At 64.3% G+C, this 19,197-nt stretch carries 13 protein-coding genes; 5 read left to right on the top strand and 8 right to left on the bottom strand.

The window, feature by feature from the left end; translation table 11 throughout:
* Window positions 1-65 precede the first annotated feature (65 nt).
* The gene (locus tag JNB89_RS09240; RefSeq protein ID WP_220361998.1) at window positions 66-770 is read left to right on the top strand and encodes an FMN-dependent NADH-azoreductase; all 705 of its coding nucleotides are present in this window, start codon (window positions 66-68) and stop codon (window positions 768-770) included.
* The gene (locus JNB89_RS09245) at window positions 767-1,213 is read left to right on the top strand and encodes a cupin domain-containing protein (RefSeq protein WP_220361999.1); all 447 of its coding nucleotides are present in this window, start codon (window positions 767-769) and stop codon (window positions 1,211-1,213) included. The genes JNB89_RS09240 and JNB89_RS09245 overlap by 4 nt, the downstream gene beginning before the upstream one ends.
* A 58-nt stretch (window positions 1,214-1,271) precedes the next feature.
* On the opposite strand, the gene JNB89_RS09250 is transcribed toward JNB89_RS09245, so the two are convergent.
* On the bottom strand, window positions 1,272-1,583 hold the full coding sequence (locus tag JNB89_RS09250) for a hypothetical protein (protein ID WP_135895878.1): 312 nt from the start codon (window positions 1,581-1,583) through the stop codon (window positions 1,272-1,274).
* Window positions 1,584-1,885: 302 nt separating this feature from the next.
* On the opposite strand from JNB89_RS09250, the gene JNB89_RS09255 reads away from it, so the two are divergent.
* A complete protein-coding gene (locus tag JNB89_RS09255) occupies window positions 1,886-3,238 on the top strand; it encodes an MFS transporter (RefSeq protein ID WP_013339282.1) in 1,353 nt (450 codons plus the stop codon).
* 386 nt (window positions 3,239-3,624) lie between these two features.
* On the opposite strand, the gene JNB89_RS09260 is transcribed toward JNB89_RS09255, so the two are convergent.
* Window positions 3,625-6,198, bottom strand: coding sequence for a penicillin-binding protein 1A (locus JNB89_RS09260; protein ID WP_220362000.1), 2,574 nt, complete (start codon window positions 6,196-6,198; stop codon window positions 3,625-3,627).
* A 261-nt stretch (window positions 6,199-6,459) separates the two neighbouring features.
* Between JNB89_RS09260 and fabV the strand changes: the two genes are divergently transcribed.
* A complete protein-coding gene (fabV, locus tag JNB89_RS09265) occupies window positions 6,460-7,656 on the top strand; it encodes an enoyl-ACP reductase FabV (RefSeq protein WP_135895875.1) in 1,197 nt (398 codons plus the stop codon).
* A 322-nt stretch (window positions 7,657-7,978) separates the two neighbouring features.
* The gene (locus JNB89_RS09270) at window positions 7,979-8,344 is read left to right on the top strand and encodes a hypothetical protein (RefSeq protein ID WP_013339279.1); all 366 of its coding nucleotides are present in this window, start codon (window positions 7,979-7,981) and stop codon (window positions 8,342-8,344) included.
* Between the two features lie 120 nt (window positions 8,345-8,464).
* Here JNB89_RS09270 and JNB89_RS09275 read toward each other — a convergent pair whose 3' ends face one another.
* The 6 genes from JNB89_RS09275 to nirB all read right to left on the bottom strand — a co-directional run bounded on the left by JNB89_RS09275 (window position 8,465) and on the right by nirB (window position 18,729).
* Window positions 8,465-8,965 carry an MgtC/SapB family protein gene (locus JNB89_RS09275; RefSeq protein WP_220362001.1) on the bottom strand — a complete coding sequence of 167 codons (501 nt, stop codon included), beginning with the start codon at window positions 8,963-8,965 and terminating at the stop codon, window positions 8,465-8,467.
* 139 nt (window positions 8,966-9,104) lie between these two features.
* The gene (locus JNB89_RS09280) at window positions 9,105-9,845 is read right to left on the bottom strand and encodes a type IV pili methyl-accepting chemotaxis transducer N-terminal domain-containing protein (protein ID WP_220362002.1); all 741 of its coding nucleotides are present in this window, start codon (window positions 9,843-9,845) and stop codon (window positions 9,105-9,107) included.
* A gap of 106 nt (window positions 9,846-9,951) precedes the next feature.
* Window positions 9,952-11,319, bottom strand: coding sequence for an MFS transporter (locus JNB89_RS09285; RefSeq protein WP_218741937.1), 1,368 nt, complete (start codon window positions 11,317-11,319; stop codon window positions 9,952-9,954).
* Between the two features lie 179 nt (window positions 11,320-11,498).
* Window positions 11,499-15,749, bottom strand: coding sequence for a bifunctional nitrate reductase/sulfite reductase flavoprotein subunit alpha (locus JNB89_RS09290; RefSeq protein ID WP_220362003.1), 4,251 nt, complete (start codon window positions 15,747-15,749; stop codon window positions 11,499-11,501).
* 55 nt (window positions 15,750-15,804) lie between these two features.
* Entirely contained in the window at window positions 15,805-16,158 is a 354-nt protein-coding gene (gene nirD, locus JNB89_RS09295; RefSeq protein WP_013339268.1) for a nitrite reductase small subunit NirD, read from the bottom strand.
* A 30-nt stretch (window positions 16,159-16,188) separates the two neighbouring features.
* Entirely contained in the window at window positions 16,189-18,729 is a 2,541-nt protein-coding gene (gene nirB / locus JNB89_RS09300) for a nitrite reductase large subunit NirB (protein WP_220362004.1), read from the bottom strand.
* Window positions 18,730-19,197 lie beyond the last annotated feature (468 nt).

Consider the following 19,197-nt stretch of genomic DNA (forward strand, 5'->3'; position numbering starts at 1 on the left):
AAGCCACCCGCACAGCTAATCTTTGCATCACTCACTCATTCATTCATCCGGAAGGGAAACTGACAATGAAGCTGATGCATGTGGATGCCAGCGCGAAGCGGGAGCGGTCCAACTCCCGTGCACTGAGCCGCTACTTTCTCGAGCGCCTGCGTGCCGCGCACGCAGACCTTCAGCTCGACTATCTGGACGTTGCAGCGGATACGCCGCCGCATGTGGACGAAGCATTCGCCATTGCAACCTACGCTGCGCCGCATGAGCGCACGCCGGCCATGCAAGAGCGGCTCGCGGCCTCCGATGCGCTGTGCAAGCGCGTGCTTGCCGCCGACGCACTGGTCCTGGCCATGCCCATGTACAACTGGTCGATGCCATCCGCATTCAAGGCGTTCGTCGACAGCATTTCGCGCAGCGGCGTGACGTACACGCATGCGGACGACGGCAGCATCGTCGGCCAGCTCGCGGGCAAAAAAGTGCTGTTCATCACGAGCCGCGGCGCGGACCTGCGGCCGGGTTCGCCGTATGAGTCAATGGATGCGCTCACGCCCGCCCTCAAAGCCGCGTTCGGTTTTCTCGGCGTGAAGAACCCGACTTTCGTCGACGCGCAGCCGCTGCAGTTCGCAAACCAGCAAGCGCGCGCAGAAGCGCTCAAACGGGCGCGCGACGAATTGGCGGCCATCGCGCTCGCGTGGGCCGACGCCGCGCGCAACGCAAGCGCCGGGCAAGCCACACGCCCCGCACAGTATGAAAACCTCGACTCGGAGATCGCGCAATGAAACTGCACACACTGATGGTCGCCGCAACACTTGCCGGCGCAGGCATGTTCGCAACCTCGCCATCCGCATGGGCCGCGGATGCAGCCGCCCACGAAAGCCACGAAAGCCACGAAACAGTTACGCCCGCCTTCGCCGAAGCCATTGCAAATGTGCCCGGCAAAAAGATGACCGCGCTCGTGGTGGACTATGCACCGGGCGGCAAATCCTCGCCGCACCGGCATGGGCAGGCGTTCGTGGTGGCTTACGTGTTATCCGGCTCGATTCGCAGCGGTGTCGACGGCGGCGAGCCGCACGTTTTTCATGCGGGCGAGCACTGGGTCGAAAAGCCGGGCGCGCATCATACGGTTAGCGAGAACGCAAGCGACACGGAACCGGCGAGGCTCCTCGCCATCTTCGTGGCAGACAGGAACGACAACAAGCTCGTCACCTTCGACCACCAGTAGACGCACCCCGCTTCTTTCAGACGGTTTGAACTGCGCTGTTACGCGATGCGTTTTCGCGCTAGAACTTTGGATGGCATTCGAAGTTCACCGAAGAAGCGTGCGTAGTGAGCATCGCCACCCCGCTCACCGATTCTTCGTTGATGCTGCTCTGCATACCGAGGCGCTCGCAGTAATCGCGCGCCTCGTTCAGTGCTTCTCCATGCGCGCGGGCCCAGGCCATGCGTCCGCCCGCGGCATGTGCGGCGACCGTGTAGGTGCCGGGTTTATCGGTGGCGACGACATGGGTCGACGTTGCGCAGCCGGCAAGCAAGCCGCCTGCCGCGAGCACCGCAATGGCGAGGCGCGCCCAATCGCGAAGCTTGTTCAACATGATGCACCTGAGTGTTCTGATCGTTCCGCGCATGACCGCCAGGTGCGGTCTTGCTGGTCACATTGGTTGGCAATATTTCGAATCGGATTATCGCGAATCTGCCGCGCGAGATCAGCCTCACCGGTCGAAAACACTGTTGCCGCTGTCCGAACAATCGTCCGTGCACACGCACGCCGGGCGCACCGTCCCTGCGCGCATTGGCGTGCCGGAACTGTTTAAAGCACTTCCCCATTCATGGTCGAGCGACTAGTCTTTAACGACATCTTCTGAACCATCCGGACCATGAACTGGAGGAGACATCGATGGAACTCGAAACACGTACCATGAAACGTGTAACGGTTCGGCTCGTGCCGTTCCTGATCGTCTGTTATTTCATCGCCTATCTGGACCGCGTGAACGTCGGCTTTGCGGCGCTGCAGATGAACAAGGCGCTCGGCCTGTCCGCGAGTGCATTCGGCTTTGGCGCAGGGATTTTCTTTATCGCGTACTTCTTCTTTGAAGTGCCGTCCAATCTTCTGCTCGAGAAATTCGGCGCGCGCCGCTGGATTGCGAGAATCATGTTCACGTGGGGCGTGCTGGCGGGCGCAATGGCGTATATCCCACATATCGCGCAATACACGGGGCTTTCGGCCGCGCATGTCTTTTACGGCTTGCGCATTCTGCTGGGCGTGGCCGAGGCGGGGTTCTTTCCTGGCGTGATCTTTCTGCTCACATTGTGGTTTCCCGCGGCGTATCGCGGCCGCGTGGTCGGCTATTTCATGGCGGCGATTCCGCTCTCCACGGTGATAGGCGGGCCGATCTCGGGCGCCCTGCTTTCCATGGACGGCCTCGGCGGCCTCGCCGGCTGGCAGTGGGTCTATCTGATCGAAGCGCTGCCCGCCCTGCTGCTGGCATTCGCGGTGTGGTTCTACCTGACCGACAAGCCGGCCGATGCCACCTGGCTTGCCGCCGACGAACGCACGTGGCTCGTCGCGCGCCAGCAGCAGGAACGCGAGCATCGCGAGGCGGTGCGCGCCTTCAGCGTGAAGGAAGCGCTGTTCAATCCGCGTGTGCTCGCGATCGCGCTGATCTACTTCGGTGCGAATGCAACCAACTACGGCCTGAGTTTCTTCCTGCCGCAGATCGTGAAGTCCTTCGGCTTGACCAATCTGCAGACGGGCTTTGTGACGTCGTTGCCGTATATCGTCGGCGTGATCAGCATGGTGCTGTGGGGGCGTCACTCCGACCGCAAGCTCGAACGCAAACGCCATGTGGCGATCGCATTGACGGTGGCGGCGGCCGGCATCGCGGCGTCGGCGGGGCTGGATAATCCGGTGGAAAAAATGATTGCGCTGTCGATTGCGGGCTTCGGTATTTTCGGCTGCCTGCCCGTTATCTGGACGCTGCCTGCGGCGTTCCTGTCGGGCGCCGCGGCAGCGGGCGGCATTGCCGCAATCAATTCGCTCGGCAATCTGGCGGGATTCTTCGGACCTTATGCGATGGGCTGGATCAAGGACAGCACTGGCGGCTTTGGCGCGGGCCTTTTGTGCCTGGCAGGCGCGGGACTGGTCGGCGCCGCGGCCGCCCTGCTGCTGCATCATGACGTCTCGCTGGAGACCGCGGCGGGTTCGGCAAGGCGTGAGGACATGGCGCGACCGGGCGTGGCGGAGTATTGAGCGGCGCGGGTGCAAAGGTGCTGGGGGCGCTGAACGACGGATGAAAGCGGACTCAGCGTCTGCTTAAAGCCTGCTTGAAGCCAACGTTAGGTCGGGTCGAGCCGAGGTCAGGGGCGACTTGAGGCCAGCTTGAAGCGAACTCAAAGCACGCTTCAAGCCGACTAAGAGCGAACTAAGAGCCAACTGCAAACCCAAGCCAAACCCAAGCCAAACCCAGGCGAAACCAACGCCAAACCAAGGCCAAATCAAGGCCAAATCAAGGCGAAACGAAAGCCCACTTCAAGCACGGTCAAAGCCCACCCAAAGCACGGTCAAAGCCGGGGCAAAGCACGCTCCAGGCACGCTCCCAGCCCACCCAAAGCACGCTCACACCCAGTCCAGCGCGCTCACGGCGCGTTACCCGCCCTGCCGGCCTGACCGTCGACGCCCGCTGCGTCCGGCGGCATCACGTCATCGGGCGTAGGCGTCGGCGCCGATGCGGCCGTGCCGGCGCCGCGCGCCTCGCCGTGAACGGGATCGCCGGGCAATGTCGGACCTGAAGCGCTGCCAGGCGCCGTCAGCAGCGGCGGCAACGCCCGCGATTCTTCGGCAGCCGCGCCCGCTGCGCTCGCCCCATCCGCCGCGCCGGAGGTCCCGCCAGCCAACGCGGACGCAGACGCAGACGCCACCGCAGCCGCATCCGATGCCGAAGCCGCAGACGACGCCCCCTCACCCGGCTCACGCCGCGTCACACTGCGCGCGGTGACGGGCGCCTGCTGCCGGGCCGGCGACGGCGTCGGCGCAAACACGTGCTCGAACCACGCGCGCAGCCGCTCCGAGCGCTCGGCAAACCAGCCCGGCTGCTGCTCGGTAGCGAATTTCACCCGCGTATCGACGAGTCTCGAGCGCTGCGCGCGCTGAAAGAAATCGCCGACGATAGGCAGCGCGCTATGCGCCCCTTGCCCCCAGTAGTCGCTGCGCAGAGTCACGCGGCTGTCGTTGAAACCGACCCACGCGCCCGCCACCAGTTGCGGATGGATCAGGATGAACCAGCCGTCCGCGTTGCCCTGCGTGGTGCCGGTCTTGCCGGCCACGTCGCCGCGCACGCCGAAGCGGCTGCGTATCGCCGAGCCGGTGCCGCGGTTGACCACGTCGCGCATCACGTCGACTAGCGTGCGGGCTGCGTCGGCAGGCAGTTCCTGTTGTGGCGGCACCGGCGCGAAGTCGGCCAGCACTTCGCCGTTGCGGTCCTCGATACGCGTGACCATGACCGGCTCGACATAGCCGCCCAGGTTGGCAATCGTGCCGTAGGCCGACACCATTTCCTTCAGCGTGACGGGGCTCGTGCCCAACGCGAGCGAAGGCACGGCCTCGAGCGGGCTGTCGCGCACGCCCATTGCGCGCGCGAGCCGCGCGACCTTGCCGGGGCCGACCGTTTGCATCAGTTGCGCGGTGATGCGGTTGCGCGAATACGCAAGCGCGTCGCGCAGCGTGATGGGCCGCTCGCTCGGATCGTCTTCGTCGCCCGGACGCCAGACTTCGCCGCCTGCCAGTTGAATTTCGACAGGCTGATCGAGCAGCGTGTCGGACGGTTTGGCGCCCGCCGCGAAGGCCGCCGCGTAGACGAACGGCTTGAAGGTCGAGCCCGGCTGACGCCGCGCCTGCTGCACATGATCGAACGGATCCTGGCTGAAATCGCGGCTGCCTACCCACGCCTTGATCTGGCCGTTGCGCGGGTCCATCGCGAGAAAATCGGCCTGCACGCGGGTTTTAGATTCGCACACCGACTGCACGAGGCTGCGGTTTGCCGACACGTGCTTGAGCGCCTCGTCGTCGGAGAGGCCGGCGTCTTTCGCGGCGCGGTAGTCGGGCGTTTCGCGCAGGAACGTCGAGAGCAGTTCCTTGCCGTTCGAACAACCGGCGCGGCTGCCCCACGCCGCGTTCGCAATGCCTTGCAGCTGGTTGCCCTGAAGGACCACGGCCTGCGTGGCCATGGTTTGCAGACGCGAATCGATTGTCGTGCGGACCACGAGGCCGTCGGAATAGATGTTGTAATCGTTGCGGTCGGCCCACGCCGCGAGCCACTTGCGCAATTGCTGCGAGAAATGCGGCGCCGGTCCGGGCGGCTCGGTCTGCCGTTCGAAGTCGATGCGCAACGGTTTTTTCCGCAGCGTCTCGTATGCGGCTGGCGTGAGCTTGCCGAACTTCACCATCTGCCCGAGCACCGTATTGCGCCGCTGCAACGCGCGCTCGGGGTTGAGCACCGGGTTGTAGTAACTGTTGCCCTTCAGCATGCCGGCGAGCGTCGCGCTTTCGAGCACGTTCAGCTCCGACGCGGACTTGTCGAAGTACGTGCGCGCCGCCATCTCGATGCCGTACGCGTTGTAGAGAAACGGCACGGTGTTCAGGTAGGTCTCGAGAATCTCGTCCTTGGTGTAGAGCGCCTCGATCTTGAAAGCCGTGATCGCTTCCTTGAGCTTCCTCGTGAGCGTCGGGGCGCGGCCGATTTCGTCGGGATACAGGTTGCGCGCGAGCTGCTGCGTGATCGTCGAGCCGCCCTGGCGGTCGCCGGAAAAGGTGTGCAGCGCGGCGGATGCGGTACGCCGCCAGTCGAGCCCGAAATGCTGATAGAAGCGGTGATCTTCGGTGGCGATCAGTGCGTTCACCACGTTCGGCGAGATGTCCGCAAGCTTGACCCACTCGCGGTTGGACGGCTTGAACTCGGCAAGCAGCTTGCCGTCTGCCGAGAGAATGCGGGCGGGCTGTTCGACCTTGGCCTTGCGAATATCGCCGATACCGGGCGTGAACGGAATCAGCATCAGCACATACAGCACGACGAGCACCGGCAGCGCCGCGCACGCCTTCAGAAGGCCGCGCCGCGTCGGATGACGCACGTGCCACAGCGCCCCGGCCACGAGCGGGTTCGCGCGGGTCAGACCTCGGTCGAGTGTCTCGAGAATCAGGGAAAAAAGGCGCTTCACACTGGCTACCGTCGGCGGGAAAAGGCTGAATCGTACCAAGATGTGTGGCGCGAACCGATTTTTATGCCGCTGGAATACGCTTGCCGTCTCGCGTCGCTCGTGGGCACGCGGCTGCCGGCTTGCGGCGCCTCGTGCGGCTCGCCGGCCCCTGCCGTTTCCTGCTGCCGCTTCCCGCTACCGTTTCCTGCTGCCGTCCCGCGTGCCGCGGCGGCAGCCGGCGCGGCCCACTATAATGTCGCCAATTCCGACAAGAGGTGCTTCATGATCATCAAACCGCGCGTGCGTGGCTTTATCTGCGTCTCCACCCATCCGACGGGCTGCGAGGCCAACGTCAAGGAACAGATCGACTACGTCAAGGCACGCGGCCCTATTGCCAACGGTCCGAAGAAAGTACTCGTGATCGGCGCATCCACCGGCTATGGACTGGCCGCGCGCATCAGCGCGGCGTTCGGCTGCGGCGCGGCCACGCTCGGCGTGTTCTTCGAGCGCGGCGGCAGCGAGACCAAGGCCGGCACGGCCGGCTGGTACAACAGCGCGGCATTCGAGAAATTCGCCAGCGCCGAAGGTTTGTACGCAAGCAGCATCAACGGCGACGCGTTTTCCGACGAAGTCAAGGCGCGCACCATCGAGATCATCAAGCGCGATCTCGGCCAGGTCGACCTCGTGGTGTACAGCCTCGCCGCGCCCAAGCGCACGCATCCGAAAACCGGCGAGGTGTTCACGTCCACGCTCAAGCCGGTGGGCCGCGCCGTCACGCTGCGCGGCATCGACACCGACAAGGAAGTGATCAAGGAAACGGTGCTCGAACCGGCCACGCAGACCGAAATCGACCACACGGTCGCGGTAATGGGCGGTGAAGACTGGCAGATGTGGATCGACGCGCTGCTCGAAGCCGGCGTACTGGCGGACGGCGCGAAAACCACCGCGTTCACCTACCTCGGCGAGAAGATCACGCACGACATCTACTGGAACGGTTCGATTGGCGCGGCCAAGAAGGATCTCGACCAGAAAGTGCTCGGCATCCGCGAAAAGCTTGCGGCTAAGGGCGGCGACGCGCGCGTGTCGGTGCTGAAGGCGGTTGTCACGCAGGCGAGCTCGGCGATCCCGATGATGCCGCTCTACCTGTCGCTGCTCTTCAAGGTGATGAAGGAGAAAGGCACGCACGAAGGCTGCATCGAGCAGGTGTATGGGCTGCTGAAGGACAGCATGTACGGCACGGCGCCGCACATTGACGACGAAGGCCGGTTGCGCGCGGACTACAAGGAACTGGACCCCGAGGTGCAGCAGCGTGTGGAAGCGCTGTGGAATCAGGTGACGAACGACAACATCTACGAGCTTACCGATTTCGCCGGGTACAAGACGGATTTTCTGCGTCTGTTCGGGTTCGAGATCGCGGGTGTCGACTACGAGGCCGACGTCAATCCGGACGTGCAGATTCCGCGACTCGTTCAGGTCTAAGCGTTCTGTCTGTATTCGGTCTGTCTACGGGTTTTTGCGGAGGTTTGCCGGGCGGTTGACGGGTGTTTGCGCCTCGCGCGTTTTCTCCCGTTTCGGCCCGCTTTCTGCGATTCCCGCGTGTTGTGAAAACGCGTAGGTGATTACGCCGCCCGTCCTGACGTTCAGTCGCCGCCCCCGGTCGCCGGCCCTTGGACGAGTGGCGTGTGCGCCAGGGTACGCCCGGGAATTGCCGCTGACGAATTCTGCGTGATATTGTTAATCCATGCGGAGGACGGCCGTACGCCGCCTCCCCCGGAAAGCACTTACCGCAGCGAGCGTCGCCATGAGTGATGTACGCCACCACCTGAGTCCGCGGGACCGCCTCGAGCTGTTGTGCTGGCTCACGTGCGGCAGTCTCGGCGCTTACTACCTCAACGAGGACTGGCCGGACGCGGCGTTCCACGTGCAGGCCGCGCACAAATGGCTGGACCGCCGCGCGCGGGAGGCCGACTGGCTCTCCATCGCAAAACTCTCTGCAACGGCGCTGGAAATTGCTCGCCGGCACGCGCGTTTTGTCGACACCGACTGGGCGCGCGACGCCGTCGAGGAAATTCTCGATACCGACGAACTCGATCCGCAGGCACGGCTCGTCCGCCAGGTTCTGGCGGACTGCGAGCGCGCGCTGGCTGACCGGCGCACCGCGGACTGATTCCTGGGCACAGGCGGCGGCGCGATCACCGCCAATGACGCATGCGTCATTGCGCAACGCATGCGGGGGCCGGCACTTCACTCAAAGTACACATACGCTCATTGCCGGCCCGACGCCCACCTATTTCCGCTCGGGCGCACGGCCCTTCATGAAGCGTGCGCCGGAGAGAATCAGCAGCGCGATGAGCACGCTCAGAATTGCGGTGGCCTCGCGCCCCAGCCCCGCCGCGACCCCGACGCCCGCGCTCAGCCACAGGCTGGCGGCCGTGGTGAGCCCGCGCACCTCGCGCTCTGCGCTGAGTTTGATGACGGCGCCTGCGCCCAGAAAGCCGATGCCCGACACGAGCCCCTGCAGCACGCGGCTCATGTTGTCCTGCGAGAAACCGGCTTGCAGAGGCACCACGACGAACAGCGCGGCGCCTACGGCGACCATCATGTGGGTGCGCATGCCGGCATCGCGCCGTGAGATCTCGCGCTCAAAGCCGATCACACCGCCGAGCACGAGAGCGAGACCCAGACGCATCAGCACCTGCGTGACGTCCGCGGTGCTGCCGAGGTCTGAGAATTCGCCCTTCACCGTTTGCCAGACAGTTGCCCATACCGTTTGCGATCCGCTCATCATGTACCCGACCCGACGTTTGCGAAAACGCCAAGCATAGCCGGGATGGAGTCTCGTGGGCAGACCCGTGCAGTCCGACTCCGACAAAACGATGCGCGGCGCCTGCGGCGGGGGGCGCCGCCCGCGGCCCGCGGCCCGCGCCTCAGGCAGACGCGGTCTTCTTCACGAAAGCGCTGACCACCGCCTCGAGTTCTTTCGTAATGGAGGTCATCACTCCGGCCACCACCGCGAATTCGCGGCCCGTCACGTTGGTACGGCTCGCCACGATCTGACCGTTGAAGGACACGATATGAGCCTCCTTCGCGATGGATTTGATCCGTTCGATCAGTTGCTGCTGTTCCCTCTTCTGCATGCGTGCAATGCGCCGGCTCTCCTGTTCGTAGACTGCCGTCACCGCATGCAGGTCGTTGAGCAACGGATCGGCCGAAGCGATCAGCGCCTCGACCGCTTGCTCGGCGCGCGCAGGGTTGCGTGCAATCGCATCGAGCGCCGCACCGGCGAGTGCAATGAAATCGGCGATCTTCTTTGCGACGTGGCTATTGCCGCTGGCGTTGCGCGTGTCGCCCTTACCATGGAACGCCTCGCGCAACGCCGGCGAAAAGAGCCCAGGCAAACCGTCGCGGCCTTGCACGAGCGCCGCGTGACTGTCCGCAAAGGTTCGCAGCGTATCTCGCGCGACGGCGAGCGCGCCGTGGCCCTCGCCTTCACCCCTGCCTTCGCGCAGTGCGAGCATCGCCTTGAAGACGATACGCTGAGACAGCATCCGTTGACGCCCGGCAATGTTGATCAACGAGCTCAATACCTCGTTTGTCACCTCATTTGATGCCTCGGTTTCCGCTGTATCGGAACGCACTACCTGAACCCGTTCTATCGTGGTGGCCATATCGACTTCTAAAGATCCAGCTCGGCGGGCCGCGTCCGCGCGCTTGTGGTTGCGCACCGACGCGGCCGCTGCCCGACTACTCTATTGTCCAACGCCGGGCATTGCGTCATTCCGTTGCGTGCGCATGCAGTGCGGCCGACTGCATCGACCACGCCATCCACGGACGGCGCAGCGCAACGATTGCGACGAACGCACATGCAGCAAGCGCACCGAACGTCGCAAAGCCCATCTGGTACGAACCGGTGCTCTCTTTTGCAATGCCCATGACCACCGGCAGATAGAAGCCGCCAATGCCGCCCGCCGCGCCGACAATGCCCGACATCAAGCCGGTGCGGCCGGCCCAGCGATGCGGCACGAGCTGAAACGTCGCGCCGTTGCCGAGCCCGAACGCCACATACAGGCAGACCAGCAGCGCAATGCCGCCCGCCAGCGTCGGCATGACTGCCGCGAATACGAAGTCGCACAGCGAGATCGTCGCGAGCAGCACGGTCAGTGCACGCACGCCGGAGACCTTGTCGGCGATCAGGCCGCCGAGCGGACGCACCAGAGCGCCGGTCGCCGCAAGCAGCGCCATAAAGAGCCCCGCGTCGATCTTGGAGAGCTGATAGAGGTTCGTGAGCAGCAGAGAAACATACGAAGACATCCCGACGAAACCGCCGAACGTGATGCTGTACACCAGCATGATGACCCACGTATCGCGCTCGGCGAGCACCGCGCGATACCGCTTGGGCAGCACTGCGATCGCAAGCAGCGCGCCGATCACCGGCAACAGCAGCACGCCGGTCTTGCCCGCGCCGAAAATGCCTGCCTCGACGAGCAGCACCAGCACGATCAGGCCGACCAGCGTCACCACGAAGCTGCCGAACGCGCGCAACACACTGCCGGTTTTTACACCCGCGTCGTTCGCCCAGAAATACAGCGTGATTCCGGCGATTGCGAGCAGCGGCAATGCACCGCCCGTTGCAACCTGCCAGCCGTAGTGCGTGGCAAGCTGCGGAAACAGAAAGCCGTCGAGCACCGCGCCGATATTGCCCGCCGCCGCGAGCCCCAGCACGAGGCCCTGCACCTTCGGCGGATAGTTACTGCCTGCCATCGGCAGCGCCACCGCGAAGCTCGCGCCACCCACGCCGAGAAACACGCCGAGCACCAGCAGCAGCGTGTACGACGGAACGAACGGCAGCACCGGCAACACGATGGTGGGCACTGCCGAGAGCAGCACGCCGAGCAACGCAATGCGCTTGCCGTGCGCCGACTGATAGAGGTTGCCGAGCGTCACGCGCAGAATTGCTGCCGAGAGCACCGGCACGGCGACGAGCAGCCCCTGCTGCGCGGGCGTCATCGCAATGCTCTTGCTGATGAACGGCGCGAGCGGGCCGTATAGAACCCACACCGTAAAACCGGTATCGAAATAGAGGAAACACGCGACCAGTGCGCGCCAGTCTCCACTCTTAAGCGAATTCATCACGTTTTTCATCAGACATCCTCACTAAACTGTTTTCCGATCACCCGACTCGCCGCATGCATCGCCACGCACCGGAATGATTACTTTGTTGGACCCCGCGCTGTTAATGCAACGTCCATGCCATGCGGGTCGTTCTCGCTGCGGAACTGCATACTCCATGAAACCTGCAATCGATGACTTCGCGCAGCGCGTCAATAAACGTCGCGTGCGTAGCGCTTTTCCTGCACGAGACGGCTCACGTATTCGCCGGCTTTTTCGTCACTCATCGCGCCGTGCCGCGTAATCACGTCCCTGAGCGCAGCGTCGACATCGCGCGCCATGCGGCTCGCGTCGCCGCATACGTAGAAGTGCGCGCCCTCTTCAAGCCACGCCCACAGTTGCGCGCCGTGCTCGCGCATGCGGTCCTGCACGTAGACTTTCTGTGCCTGGTCACGCGAGAACGCGACGTCCAGACGGGTCAATACACCGCTGTCGCGCAGCGCTTCGAGTTCGTCGCGATAGTAGAAATCGGTGTCCGCATGCTGCTCGCCGAAGAAGAGCCAGTTGCGGCCCTTGTCGCCGCGTGCACGCCGCTCGTGCAGGAAGCCGCGAAACGGTGCAACGCCGGTGCCGGGGCCGACCATGATCATCGGCGTGTCGGATTGATGAGGAGGACGAAAGTGTGCGGACTTCTGCACGAACACCGGTACGTTCACGTCGCCGGCGCGGTCCGCGAGAAAAGTCGACGACACGCCTTTGCGATGGCGCCGTCCATTGTTGTAGCGCACCGCCGCCACCGTCAGATGGACCTCGCCCGGATGAGCCTTCGGACTCGATGCAATCGAATAGAGGCGCGGCTGCAACCGCTTGAGCATGCCGGTCAATTCCGCGGCGGTGAGCTTGACGGGAAACTCGTGCAGCACGTCGGCGAGCTGTTGGCCCCATAGCCACTGCTTGAGGTCCGCCTTGCGTTCGGGCGCGAGCAGTTCGCGCAATGCACCGTTGCTGCTGCGTGACGCGATGAAGGCGAGCGCATCCGGATTGGGGCGGGCAATCTCATAGTGCTTGCCGAGCGCATCCGCAAGCCGCATTTCGCCGGCACCCGCGACGTGCACCGGCGCATCGGCGGACACGCCCGCGAGTTCAAGCAGCTCGTCCACTAGTTCCGGGCAATTGCTCGGCCACACGCCCAGAGCGTCGCCGGCTTCGTATTCGAGCCCGGAGTCGGCGGTGGCAAGCGAGAAGTAGCGCGTGTCCTTCGCCGCGCCCTGCCGGTTCAGGCGCAGATTGGCGACGAGCCGCGAGGCAGCCGGACGCGTCTTGGTCGGCACGGCGCCGGGCACCACCGCGTTGATCATGCCGTCTGGCGGCACCGCGTGCAGCGCAGCATCTTCTTCCTTGATGCGCACGATCACGCGCTCGAGCCATGCGTCCGCGGTTTCCTGATACTCGCCGTCGCAATCGACGCGGTCCATCAGACGCATCGCGCCTTGCGCAGCGAAACGTTCGTCCAGTTGCCTGCCGTGCCCGCAAAACTGGTCGTAGTTGCGATCGCCGAGCGCGAGCACGGCGAAACGCACGCCATCGAGACGCGGCGCATGCTCGCCACGCAGTTGCGTCCAGAAGCCTTGCGCGTTATCGGGTGGATCGCCGTCGCCGAACGTGCTTGTCATCAGCAAAACGTATTGCGCCTTAACGAGCGCCGACATCGCGTAGTCGGCCATGCAGGAGGTGCGAATTTCAAAGCCGGATTCCATCAGACGCGTCGCGTAACGCTCGGTGAGGGACTCCGTGTTGCCGGTTTGCGATGCCCATAGCAGCGTGACCTTGGGACGCATACGGACGATCCGCACCCCGGCCTCGCGCGGCTCGGCCAGCGCGTTATTAGACGCCGCATGCGGCGCGGCCGGAGCGTTTGCACTGCGGCTGTAGAGGCCGGCAAGCAGACCATCCACGTACAGCCGGTTGGCAGCCCGGATGGGCGCCGCGCCCGGCAACACCGGAACGGCACCGAAGCCTTGGGTTGCCGCCGAACGCAGCCCGTTCACGAAGCCCGCAAGGTAGGCGCGTTCGCTCTCGTCGAACGAAGGCGTGGGCGTGGGCGGCAATTGCAGGAGGTTCGCGAATGCGTCGATAAGCGGCACGTTTGCCTCGCTCGCGTTTGCCGTGGCTTCTGTGCTCGCCACGCCGTTCCCGGTGCTCACGGTGCTCACGGTGCTCGCAGCGCTCGCGAGGCCGTGTGCCGTCGCGGCGGCGACCGAGGTTTCGGAGAGCGCCGCGGTGTCGTCGTCGGGAACGGATTGCATCGTGTCGACCTCCACGCGGCTCAGAGAGACTGCGCAAAATTTCAGTTCAGGTTGCTGCGAAACAGGATCGATGGCGTCGCTCGTCACTGCGTTGATGCACAGGTCGTCGCCGAACACATCGTTCCAGTGCATCGGTGCAAAGCAGTTGCCCGCGCTCACGCGATCGCTCACCAGCGCGGGCAGGACCGCACGGCCACGGCGAGAACGCACTTCGACAGCGTCCTTAGGCTGAATGCCGAGCGTGGCCGCGTCTTGCGGATTGATCTCGACAAAAGGCCCTGGGTTCAGCTTGTTGAGCATGGCCACCTTGCCGGTCTTCGTCATGGTGTGCCATTGGTGTTGCAGGCGACCGGTGTTCAGCACGATCGGAAACTCGCGGTCGGGCGACTCGGCCGGCGCCGCGAAGGCGCGCGCGAAAAACGTTGCGCGGCCAGTCGGCGTCGGAAACACGAGCCGCGCGCGCGTGCCGTCGGTTTGCCTGAGCGGCTGATTCACGCCGTCGTTGAGGTAGCGAATCGGGTTGCGCACGGCGCCATCGCAGGACGCGAGCGGCCATTGCAGCGGCGTTTCCCTCAGTCGCCGATGACTCGCGCCGCGCAGGTCGTAGCCTGTTTTCGGATTCGACGCGCGGGTAATCTCCGCGAACACTTCTTCGGCGCTCGCGTAGCTGAACGCCTCGGCAAAGCCCATTTCGCAGGCAATACGCGCGATGATCTGCCAGTCCGGCAACGCGGAGCCCGGCGGCTCGATGCCCTTTTGCATCAGCGTGAGATTGCGCTCCGAATTGATCATCACGCCTTCGGCTTCGGCCCACAGCGCGCCCGGCAACAGCACGTCTGCGTAGCGGTTGGTCTCCGTGTCGAGAAACGCGTCCTGAGAAATCACGAGTTCGGCCGCGCTCAAACCGGCAATCGCGTTCTGCCGGTTGGCGACACTCGCCACCGGATTCGTGCAGATGATCCAGCATGCCTTGATCTCGCCGGCCGCCATGCGCGCGAACATGTCGATGGTGCCGTTGCCCACTTCGGTGCGCAGCGTGCCCTTCGGAACGCCCCACAGGTCTTCGATAAACGCGCGGTCTTCGTCGACCAGTACCGAGCGCTGCCCCGGCAAACCCGGTCCCATGTAACCCATTTCGCGGCCACCCATTGCGTTGGGCTGCCCCGTCAGAGAAAACGGGCCGCTGCCGCGGCGGCAGATCTTGCCCGTCGCCAGATGCAGGTTGCAGATCGCGTTGGTGTGCCACGTGCCATGCGTGCTCTGATTCAGGCCCATGGTCCAGCAGCTCATCCATTCGTGAGCCATGCCGATCATCTGCGCGGCGCGGCGGATGTCGTCCACGGCAAGCCCGGTGATGTGCGCGACTTTCTCGGGCGTGTAGTCGGCGAGAAACGCGGGCATCGCGTCCCAGCCGACGGTGTGCTCGTCGATAAAAGCGCGATCCGTATGGCCGTTTTCGTGCAGCAGATGCAGCAGACCGTTGAGCAACGCGAGGTCGGTGCCGGGCCGGATCTGCATGAACAGGTCTGCTTTTTCCGCAGTCGCATTGCGGCGCGGATCGACGACGATCAGCTTCGCGCCGGCCTTCACGCGGTCCATCATGCGCAGGAACAGAATCGGGTGGCAGTCCGCCATGTTCGCGCCGATCACGAAGAACAGGTCGGCATGGTCGATATCGTCGTACGATCCAGGCGGCCCGTCGGCGCCGAGCGAGAGCTTGTAGCCGCTGCCCGCGCTCGCCATGCACAGGCGCGAATTCGATTCGATGTTGTTGGTGCGAACAAAGCCCTTGGCGAGCTTGTTCATCAGATACTGCGCCTCGATCGACATCTGCCCCGACACATAGAACGACAACGCGTCGGGTCCGTGTTCGTCAAGGAGCTTGCGCAGGCGCGCTGCCGTGTCGGTAATCGCCTGTGCCATCGGCAGCGGCGCCGGGTCCTGGCCGCGCGCATGCCGCACGAACGCACCCTCGAGCCGCCCCGACTTGCGCAGCGCGACGTGTGCCGACTGTCCTTTGGTACAGAGCCGCCCGAAGTTCGCGGGGTGCTCCTTGTCCCCGGAAATCTTGACCACCTGCCCGTCCTCGACGTGCAGCACCATGCCACAGCCAACGCCGCAGTAAGGGCACACGGTTTTCACATTAGTCGAAGACATGGCGGATAAGCTCGTTCAAGGAGTCAAGGAAACGCGAGCAAAGAAAGCGCGCAACTCAAACGGCGACCCACACCTGGCCGTTTTCGACACGCGCGGGAAATGCGCTCACCGAATTCGCCGGTGTTTCCAGACACTCGCCCGTGCGCAGATCGAAGTGATGCTTGTAGATCGGCGAGGCCACCACGACACGCTCGCCGAGGCTGCCGATCAGCCCGCGCGAGAGCACCGCCGCGCGCGAGCCCGGATCGTAGTTCTCGATCGCGTAGACGGCCGCTTTGTCGTTGTCCGTGGTCACGTGAAAGACGGCAACCTGCTCACCGTTGACGAGCGCGCAGACGCCCGTGTTGGGCACAATGTCGTCGAGCGTACAAACGGGTGTCCAGGTTTGCGGCAAGCGGTCGTTACTCATGGCGTGGCTCCTTTCCAATCACGCTGAAAATCACACTGTTTCCACGACGACAGGAATTGCAGCCAGCTTCGACTGACGCTCGTCCGGTGTCGCCGGCCGGATCTGGCCGCGCTCCTTCACGAAGCTCACCGTGCTGTCCGCTGCGTCGCTGTTGACGAAGTGACGGAAGCGCTTGCGTGTCTCCGGATCGCTCACCGCCTTCTTCCACTCGCATTCGTATGTATCGATCACGCGCTGCATGTCCGCTTCGAGTTCCGCGGCGACTTGCAGCCTGTCATGCACCACCACGTCGATCAGATACTGCAGACCGCCTTCCAGACTCTCGCGCCACACGCTCGTGCGTTGCAGACGGTCGGCGGTACGCACATAGAACATCAGGAAGCGGTCGATGTAGCGCACCAGCGTGCCGCGATCCAGATCCGACGCGATCAGTTCCGCATGGCGCGGCTTCATGCCGCCGTTGCCGCAGACGTACAGGTTCCAGCCCTTTTCCGTCGCAATCACGCCGACGTCCTTGCCCTGCGCTTCCGCGCATTCGCGCGTGCAGCCCGACACGCCGAACTTGATCTTGTGCGGCGTGCGCAGGCCCTTGTAGCGGTTCTCCAGCTCCACCGCGAGTCCCACCGAATCGCCCACGCCATAGCGGCACCACGTCGAGCCCACGCACGACTTCACCGTGCGCAGCGACTTGCCGTACGCGTGGCCCGATTCGAAACCCGCTGCAATCAGCTCTTCCCAGATGAGCGGCAACTGCTCGACGCGCGCGCCGAACAGGTCCACGCGCTGGCCGCCCGTGATCTTCGTGTAGAGGCCGTATTTCTTCGCGACCTGCGCGACGGCAATCAGGCCATCGGGCGTCACTTCGCCGCCTGGCATGCGCGGCACGACCGAATAGGTGCCGTCGCGCTGGATGTTCGCGAGGTAGTAGTCGTTCGTGTCCTGCAACGACGCGTGCTCCTTTTTCAGCACGAATTCGTTCCAGCACGATGCAAGAATGCTTGCCACCACCGGCTTGCAGATATCGCAGCCGAGACCGTGCCCATGTTTTGCGAGCAGTTCGCCGAAGCTGCGCACGCCCTCCACCCGCACGATATGAAAGAGCTCCTGGCGCGAATACGCAAAGTGCTCGCACACGTGATTGTTCACGGCGAGGCCCTGCTTCTTCATCTCGGCCTTCATCACCTGGGTGACGAGCGGCACGCAGCCGCCGCACGAAGTGCCCGCAGTGGTCGCGCATTTGAGCGCGCCGATGTCGGTCGCGCCCGCGCCCACTGCCGCGCACAGTTGCGCCTTCGACACGTTGTTGCACGAACAGATCTGCGCGCTCTCGGGCAGCGCGTCGACGCCGAGGCCCGGCTTCGCTGCGCCGTCGCCTTGCGGCAGGATCAGGAATTCCGGCGACTCCGGCAGCGCGATGCCGTTGAGCATCATCTGCAGCAGCGTGCCGTACTCGCTCGCGTCGCCGACCATCACCGCGCCGAGCAGCTCCTTGCCCGACTCGGAGACCACCAGCTTCTTGTAGATCTGCTTGCGCTCGTCGCTGAACTGGTAGGCGCGGCTGCCCGGCGTCGTGCCGTGTGCGTCGCCGATGCTCGCCACGTCCACGCCCATCAGCTTGAGCCTGGTGCTCATGTCGGCGCCCGCGAAGGTCGCGTCGTTGCCCAGCAGATGTTTTGCCGCCACCCGCGCCATGTCGTAGCCCGGCGCCACGAGACCGTAGACCATGCCGTTCCAGGCCGCGCATTCGCCGATTGCGTAGATGTGCGGGTCGCTCGTGCGGCAGCTTGAATCGATCGCAATGCCGCCGCGCGGGCCCAGTTCCAGACCGCACGCACGCGCGAGTTCGTCGCGCGGACGGATGCCCGCGGAGAACACGATCATGTCCGTGTCCAGATGCGTGCCGTCGGCGAACAGCATGCGGTGCGTGCCCGCTTCACCGTCGACAATCGCCGTGGTGTTCTTCTGCGTGTGCACGCTCACGCCGAGTTCCTCGATCTTCGTGCGCAGTACGCGGCCGCCGCCTTCGTCCACCTGCACCGCCATCAGGCGCGGCGCGAATTCCACCACGTGCGTTTGCAGGCCCATGTCGCGCAGCGCCTTCGCGCATTCGAGACCCAGCAGGCCGCCGCCGACCACCGTGCCCGTCTTCGAGCGCGCGCCGCACTCCTGCATTGCTTCGAGATCCTCAATAGTCCGGTAGACGAAGCAGTCGCGCCGCTCGCGGCCCTGCACCGGCGGCACGAACGGCGAGGAGCCGGTGGCCATCACTAGCTTGTCGTAGGCGAGGGTTTCGCCGCTGGCAAGCGTCACGGTGCGCGCATCACGGTCGATCGACACGGCTTTCGCATTGAGTTTGAGCAGCACGTTCTCGCGCTCGAAAAAGCCCGGCTCGACAAGCGACAGGTCGTCCGCGGACTTGCCCGCAAAGAATTCCGACAGATGCACGCGGTCGTAGGCCGGACGCGGCTCTTCGCACAGCACGGTGATGTCGAGGCCGTGCGCGGCGTCCTGCGCCAGACACTCGACCAGTTTGTGACCGACCATTCCGTGACCGATTACGATGATTTTCATGAGCGCGGTTTTCCTCGAAGTGCTGGGCATCGGTCGCCGCGCTGCCGTCGTCGGCAAAGCGGCGCCGGAAATAAAAACGGCGTCCCGCGAACCAGTCGATGACTGAGTCCGGGGGACGCCGTTGTCCTGTCCATGGTACTGCGGCAAGCGCTTTGTGTAACGCTCGCGGCGGATCGCCGTTGATCCGATGGGCGGGTTAAATGCAAAGGCTATGCCAATCACGCCTCGCGTGCCTGCAAGCCGCGCCACGCGGCGCTTCGCGCGCAATTGCGATGACCGGTCCCGCCTTCAGCACAGGACACATTTCGATGCAGCCCGGCACAGCAATGGTGCGACGCAGCACTGTGCACGTGCGAAAAGCGGGCGCGGCGACGGTGCGTGCGGTGCTTCGCCTCGCTCGATTCGCAGCCTCATCACGCTGCACCTAATGGCTCCGTGAAGCGCCGTAGCACGCGGGGCTCAGCAGCT

It is taken from the genome of Paraburkholderia phenoliruptrix, from assembly GCF_019511605.1.
GTDB classification, from domain to species: Bacteria; Pseudomonadota; Gammaproteobacteria; order Burkholderiales; family Burkholderiaceae; genus Paraburkholderia; species Paraburkholderia phenoliruptrix_A.

What these genes read in the sequence shown, in the direction of transcription:
- JNB89_RS09240 (WP_220361998.1), top strand. Translation starts at nt 66, where the DNA reads ATGAAGCTGATGCATGTGGATGCCAGCGCGAAGCGGGAGCGGTCCAAC.
- JNB89_RS09245 (WP_220361999.1), top strand. Translation starts at nt 767, where the DNA reads ATGAAACTGCACACACTGATGGTCGCCGCAACACTTGCCGGCGCAGGC.
- JNB89_RS09250 (WP_135895878.1), bottom strand. Translation starts at nt 1,583, where the DNA reads ATGTTGAACAAGCTTCGCGATTGGGCGCGCCTCGCCATTGCGGTGCTC.
- JNB89_RS09255 (WP_013339282.1), top strand. Translation starts at nt 1,886, where the DNA reads ATGGAACTCGAAACACGTACCATGAAACGTGTAACGGTTCGGCTCGTG.
- fabV (WP_135895875.1), top strand. Translation starts at nt 6,460, where the DNA reads ATGATCATCAAACCGCGCGTGCGTGGCTTTATCTGCGTCTCCACCCAT.
- JNB89_RS09270 (WP_013339279.1), top strand. Translation starts at nt 7,979, where the DNA reads ATGAGTGATGTACGCCACCACCTGAGTCCGCGGGACCGCCTCGAGCTG.
- JNB89_RS09275 (WP_220362001.1), bottom strand. Translation starts at nt 8,965, where the DNA reads ATGATGAGCGGATCGCAAACGGTATGGGCAACTGTCTGGCAAACGGTG.
- JNB89_RS09280 (WP_220362002.1), bottom strand. Translation starts at nt 9,845, where the DNA reads ATGGCCACCACGATAGAACGGGTTCAGGTAGTGCGTTCCGATACAGCG.
- JNB89_RS09285 (WP_218741937.1), bottom strand. Translation starts at nt 11,319, where the DNA reads ATGAAAAACGTGATGAATTCGCTTAAGAGTGGAGACTGGCGCGCACTG.
- JNB89_RS09290 (WP_220362003.1), bottom strand. Translation starts at nt 15,749, where the DNA reads ATGTCTTCGACTAATGTGAAAACCGTGTGCCCTTACTGCGGCGTTGGC.
- nirD (WP_013339268.1), bottom strand. Translation starts at nt 16,158, where the DNA reads ATGAGTAACGACCGCTTGCCGCAAACCTGGACACCCGTTTGTACGCTC.
- nirB (WP_220362004.1), bottom strand. Translation starts at nt 18,729, where the DNA reads ATGAAAATCATCGTAATCGGTCACGGAATGGTCGGTCACAAACTGGTC.